Raw genomic sequence first — 1,224 nt, 5'->3', positions numbered from 1 at the left:
TTCCGCTCTCTTCACTTTCTGATCAGATAATTCGTGTGAACGCTTGCCAAGATTCGGCTTTCGTTTAAGGAGGTGATCCAGCCCCAGGTTCCCCTAGGGCTACCTTGTTACGACTTCACCCCAGTCATGAACCACACCGTGGTAACCGCCCTCCCGAAGGTTAAGCTAGCTACTTCTGGTGCAATCCACTCCCATGGTGTGACGGGCGGTGTGTACAAGGCCCGGGAACGTATTCACCGTGGCATTCTGATCCACGATTACTAGCGATTCCGACTTCATGGAGTCGAGTTGCAGACTCCAATCCGGACTACGACCGGTTTTGTGAGATTAGCTTACCTTCGCAGGTTCGCAGCCCTCTGTACCGGCCATTGTAGCACGTGTGTAGCCCAACTCGTAAGGGCCATGATGACTTGACGTCGTCCCCACCTTCCTCCGGTTTGTCACCGGCAGTCTCCTTAGAGTTCCCACCATTACGTGCTGGCAAATAAGGACAAGGGTTGCGCTCGTTACGGGACTTAACCCAACATTTCACAACACGAGCTGACGACAGCCATGCAGCACCTGTCTCAGAGTTCCCGAAGGCACGAAACTATCTCTAGTAACTTCTCTGGATGTCAAGAGTTGGTAAGGTTCTTCGCGTTGCGTCGAATTAAACCACATGCTCCACCGCTTGTGCGGGCCCCCGTCAATTCATTTGAGTTTTAACCTTGCGGCCGTACTCCCCAGGCGGTCTACTTATCGCGTTAGCTTCGCCACTAAAAGATCAAGTCTTCCAACGGCTAGTAGACATCGTTTACGGCGTGGACTACCAGGGTATCTAATCCTGTTTGCTCCCCACGCTTTCGCACCTCAGTGTCAATATCGGTCCAGGTAGTCGCCTTCGCCACTGGTGTTCCTTCCTATATCTACGCATTTCACCGCTACACAGGAAATTCCACTACCCTCTACCGTATTCTAGACTGGCAGTATCAGGTGCAGTTCCAAGGTTGAGCCCTGGGCTTTCACATCTGACTGACCAATCCACCTACGCGCGCTTTACGCCCAGTAATTCCGATTAACGCTCGGACCCTCCGTATTACCGCGGCTGCTGGCACGGAGTTAGCCGGTCCTTCTTCTGTCGCTAACGTCACAGTATGTAAGTATTAATTACACACCTTTCCTCACGACTGAAAGTGCTTTACAACCCTAGGGCCTTCTTCACACACGCGGCATGGCTGCATCAGG

The 1,224-nt window shown here is 52.5% G+C and carries 1 rRNA gene; it reads right to left on the bottom strand.

Features of this window, described 5'->3' with window-relative positions:
• Positions 1 to 65: 65 nt before the first annotated feature.
• A 16S ribosomal RNA gene (locus Q4486_RS15725) occupies positions 66 to 1,224 on the bottom strand; the annotation flags it as partial.

This window comes from Neptuniibacter sp. 2_MG-2023, from assembly GCF_030547495.1.
Classification (GTDB): domain Bacteria; phylum Pseudomonadota; class Gammaproteobacteria; order Pseudomonadales; family Balneatricaceae; genus Neptuniibacter.
This window is presented reverse-complemented; position numbering and strand designations above follow the sequence as displayed.